We start from the raw sequence: 286 nt of genomic DNA on the forward strand, positions 1-286 counted from the left end.
TGTTTTTCATCGTATTCTATCTGGTAGGTTACAGAAGAAAAACAGTAAAAGAAAATCTGATCCTGGTATTTCCTGAAAAGTCTGATGCTGAAATAAAGCGCATAACCAAGAATTTCTACCATCACATGGTGGATATGTTTCTGGAAATGGTAAAAAGTATTTCTATTTCTAATGAAGAACTTAAAAAACGCTTTGTTTTTAAAAATATAGAGGAGATCCAGAAGATTAGAGATATGGATAAAAGTATTCTCCTTGCCTGCGGACATTACGCGAGCTATGAATGGAT

General features: G+C 33.6%; 1 protein-coding gene. It reads left to right on the forward strand.

Annotated elements, in window-relative coordinates:
• Positions 1-286: lysophospholipid acyltransferase family protein (locus HC176_RS19195; protein ID WP_425338236.1), on the forward strand; the 286-nt coding region annotated here is incomplete at both ends.

The sequence above is a fragment of the Tamlana crocina genome (assembly GCF_012037625.1).